The organism is Nevskiales bacterium (genome assembly GCA_035574475.1).
In the GTDB taxonomy this organism is placed as follows: domain Bacteria; phylum Pseudomonadota; class Gammaproteobacteria; order Nevskiales; family DATLYR01; genus DATLYR01.
The window spans coordinates 1-3783 of sequence record DATLYR010000085.1 but is presented as its reverse complement, the minus strand read 5'-3'; the positions used below and the strand labels follow the sequence as shown (position 1 = coordinate 3783).

Genomic DNA, 3783 nt, shown 5'->3' with positions numbered 1-3783 from the left:
ACCCTCCCCCCTCGAGGGGGAGGGAAAAGATTCGCACCATCCGCCCTACTAATGCGGGTGGCCGCCCGGGCCATGGGCATGGCCGTGCAGCACTTCCTCGACGCTGGCGTCGCGCACGTTCGTCACCTCGACCTCGAAGTGCAGCGTCTGGCCGGCCAGTTCGTGGTTGCCGTCCACGGTCACGGTATCCGCGCCGACCCCGGTCACGCGCACCAGCACCGGGCCGTGGCCGGTCTCGGCCTGGAAGCGCATGCCGACCTGGATGTCCGCCACGCCCTGGAAGGCTTCGCGCGGCACCGACTGGATCAGCTCGGGATGGATCGGGCCGTAGCCTTGCTCCGGCGGCACCGACACCTTGAGCTTGTCGCCGGCCTGCTTGCCTTCCAGCGCCTTCTCCAGCCCCGGCACGATGTTGCCCTTGCCGTGCAGGTAGGTCAGCGGCTCATGGCCGACGGAGGAGTCGAGCACCTCGCCCTGGTCATTGGTGAGCGTGTAGTGGAACTGCGCCACGCGGCGGTCGGTGATCTGCATGGGAAACCTGTGAAGGGAAGGGGTGAAAGAACCTGCATTGTAGCGCAGTGCGGCCATGGCGCGGGGCTGCGGTATCATCGCCATCATGCGTGATGGCCCCGTTTCTGCCGGCCTGGCGTCGGCCCTGCTGGCCCTGCTGGCCCTGGTGCTGGCCGGCTGCGAGCCCGAGCCGCCACGGGCAGAAGACCTGCAAAGCGACGCTGGCTCACTCATCGTGCAGGCCGTCAGCGGTGAGCGTTTACGCGCCTGGCGGGCACAACGGCAGCTGAAGAAAGAGGGACGCTGTCCCTTCCTGCCGAGCTCGCCGGAGGGTCCGGTTGGCCTGGCGACCAGTGCCTATGGCCTGTACGACAACGACAGCGAGCGCGTACAGCAGACCATTCACCTGCTGTTGCAGCTGGGCTGCGACATCGACCAATACAGCGCAGTGGGCCTCACGCCCTTGCATGGCGCCGTCATCGGGCGCCAGCCGGAACTGCTGCGCCTGCTGCTGGCCGAGGGTGCCGATCCGAAACTGCGCGTGATTCCGATTCCGGGCAGCGAGCTGGGCCGCGGCATCGCGCACCTGGATGCCTACGGCGTGGCGCTGGTCCTGCAGCGCAAGTTCCCCGAAGATCCGCGTGTGCGCGAGCTGCTCGATCTGCTGAAACCGTCCTCATGAGCCTGGCCGCCGCGGCACGTCCCGCCGGTGCCGGGGCAGTCTTTTCATATGGCGATCGGTGGGGCGAATGGTCTTCGCCACGGGGCGGTTCGTTGCCGATTTTTCGCTGCTGGCCTAGTCTTGAGCGCAATGACCGGCCGTGGAGGAATGACGTGCCTGCGCTGATGCTGACCCTCCTGCTGCTGCCGGCGGCGGCCGGTGCCGCGCTGAACGAAGAGGTGCTGCGCACGGTCGAGGCCTGCACGGCGACCGCCACCAGCTTCGAACAGCAGCGTGCCTGCGCGATCAAGGCCACGCCGCGCAAATGTCGCAAGCACGTGCGCGGGCGTCCGCAGCAGGGCCTGTCGCTCGCCATCCGGCAGGTCTGGCTCAAGTGCATCAGCACCTGCGAGGGCGCGAACCTGTACTCGCGCACGCTGGGCGAGTGCAGCCGCCCCAGCGATCCCGACAAGTGATTCACGGAGGACGGCCATGGCCGACAACGATGGCAGTGTGTTAATGGGCGCGTTCTGGATGATCCTGCTGTCCATCCTGCTGTTCTGGCTGCCCGGGATCGGGCCGCTGATCGCCGGCATCGTGGGCGGCAGGCTGGCGGGCGGCGTCGGTGCCGGCCTGCTGGCGGCAATCCTGCCTGCGCTGGTGCTGGCGGTCGCGCTGTTCGTGCTCGGCGCCAGCCTCACCGGACTGCCGATCGTGGGTGCGATCTTCGGTGCCAGTGCCTTCGTGCTGGTGCTGGTGCAGATCGGCCCGCTGCTGCTCGGCGCGCTGATCGGCGGCCTGCTGGCCTGAGGTCGCGCATGGACCGGCGTCGCTGGCTGCGGGTGGGGGCTGCGGCGGCGCTTGCGGCGGTCGCACTGGTCCTGTGGCTGAAACCGGAGTGGTGGCGGGGCAGGCAGGCCCGGCCCGACTTCAGCGCCTACCTGCGCGTCGAGGAGCCGCGCGTCACGCTGATCGACGGCTTTCGCAGCTACGACAGCCAGCAGCAGGTGGCGCAGCAGCTGCAGGCCACGGGCCTGGCCTGGTCGGTCGAGCGCCTGCACGTCGAGGGCACGGACGACTACCCGCCCTACAAGCTCGATAGCTTCGTGGTCCCCGCCTATCAGCACCTTGGACACGCCGGTCGGCTCAAGCTGGAGTTCTTCAACGACCGCCTGTGGAGCGCAAGCTTCGCGCCGCGCGAGGCGATCGGCTATTGGGCACGCCTGCAGCGCAACGGCGTGCAGCTGCGCAAGACCGCGGTCAGCGTATGGGAGCGGCAGGACGGAAACCTGCGCATCGCCAGCAACATCATCTATGCCACCAGCAACATGGGGCGCACGCTGGGCACCGAGCCCTACGTCGTCTGGGAGGATCTGCGTCTGAGCGCGCAATCGCGCGAGTGGTACGACGTCTACGGCAGCAAGCACACGCTGGCGCCAATCAAGATCACCGAGCCAGGTGCTGCGCCCTGACGATGACAAGCCACAGGGCTTGGTTTACAGTTCCGCTCCTGCGCCAGGTGCCCCGGCGGCGATCCGCCGGCCGGGGTGAAACGGGAAGCCGGTGCGTTGTCGCCCACGCGAGAACCATTCCGGCGCTGCCCCCGCAACGGTAGGCGAGCAGAAGCCAGTCGATCACCACTGTTCTTCAAGGATGGGAAGGTGACTGGCGGCCGCGACTTCGACATCGAAGGAAGCGGCGCTCGCGAGCCCGGAGACCGGCCTGACGCATAAGCCGATGTCGCGGAGGGCGACAGCGTGTGCTGCCGGCCCCTGCCGCCGACAGCCACCTTCCGAGTCTTCCGCGCATCTCCCAACAACCCCACGCGGGTGTGCGTGGACTACGGAGTGTGCGTCATGAGCCGCCAGCAAACCGGCCGCATTCTTGCGGCATTGATCCTCAGTTTCCCGTTCGGCCTGTTGGCCGAGACCCCGGATGAGGCCCCCGTATTGCCGGCCACGGTGGTCACCGCCACACGCGGCGCAACCCCGGCCGAGCAGGTGGGCAGCTCGGTCACGGTCATCACCGGCGCGCAGATCGAAAAAAGCCAGAAGACCGACGTTGCCGACCTGCTGCGCACGGTGCCGGGGCTGGACGTGGTGCGCAGCGGCGGGCCGGGCCAGCAGGTGTCGGTGTTCCTGCGCGGCACCGAGTCGAACCACGTGCTGGTGCTGATCGACGGCATCGAGGCCACCGATCCCAGCAACCCGACCAACCAGTTCGACTTCGCCGGGCTGGCGGTGGACGACATCGAGCGGATCGAGGTCGTGCGCGGGCCGCAGAGCACCCTGTACGGCTCCGACGCCATCGGCGGCGTGATCCAGATCTTCACCCGGCGCGGCGCCGGTGCGCGCAACCGCGTGCAGCTCGAAACCGGCCGCTATGGCAGCCATGCGGCGCGCGGCGGCCTGCACGGGGGCGATGCCGGATTGAACTACGGCCTGACCTTCAACCTGTCCGAAACCGACGGCGTGTCCGCCTTCCCGGACGGCGACGAGGACGACGCCTACGACAACAAGACGCTCGCGGCCTATGCCTCGGCACAGCCGACCGCGGCCAGCACGCTGGATTTCACGCTGCGGCGGGTCGAGTTCGACAGCGACATCGACGCC

Annotated in this window: 6 protein-coding genes and 1 riboswitch; of the genes, 5 read left to right on the top strand and 1 reads right to left on the bottom strand. The window is 68.3% G+C overall.

What is annotated here, in order from left to right:
- Positions 1-48: 48 nt before the first annotated feature.
- Positions 49-531 carry a peptidylprolyl isomerase gene (locus tag VNJ47_04685; protein HXG28129.1) on the bottom strand — a complete coding sequence of 161 codons (483 nt, stop codon included), beginning with the start codon at positions 529-531 and terminating at the stop codon, positions 49-51.
- A gap of 55 nt (positions 532-586) precedes the next feature.
- Here VNJ47_04685 and VNJ47_04680 point away from each other — a divergent pair, with 55 nt between their 5' ends.
- The 5 genes from VNJ47_04680 to VNJ47_04660 all read left to right on the top strand — a co-directional run.
- A complete protein-coding gene (locus VNJ47_04680) occupies positions 587-1192 on the top strand; it encodes a hypothetical protein (protein HXG28128.1) in 606 nt (201 codons plus the stop codon).
- Between the two features lie 152 nt (positions 1193-1344).
- Positions 1345-1647 (top strand): hypothetical protein, encoded by a 303-nt coding sequence (locus VNJ47_04675; GenBank protein ID HXG28127.1) that lies wholly within the window; start codon positions 1345-1347, stop codon positions 1645-1647.
- Positions 1648-1663: 16 nt separating this feature from the next.
- On the top strand, positions 1664-1981 hold the full coding sequence (locus VNJ47_04670) for a hypothetical protein (GenBank protein ID HXG28126.1): 318 nt from the start codon (positions 1664-1666) through the stop codon (positions 1979-1981).
- Positions 1982-1989: 8 nt separating this feature from the next.
- Positions 1990-2643 (top strand): hypothetical protein, encoded by a 654-nt coding sequence (locus VNJ47_04665; GenBank protein ID HXG28125.1) that lies wholly within the window; start codon positions 1990-1992, stop codon positions 2641-2643.
- A 28-nt stretch (positions 2644-2671) separates the two neighbouring features.
- Positions 2672-2912: riboswitch (cobalamin riboswitch) on the top strand.
- Positions 2913-3027: 115 nt separating this feature from the next.
- On the top strand, positions 3028-3783 hold a 756-nt coding region (locus tag VNJ47_04660), incomplete at its 3' end, for a TonB-dependent receptor plug domain-containing protein (GenBank protein HXG28124.1).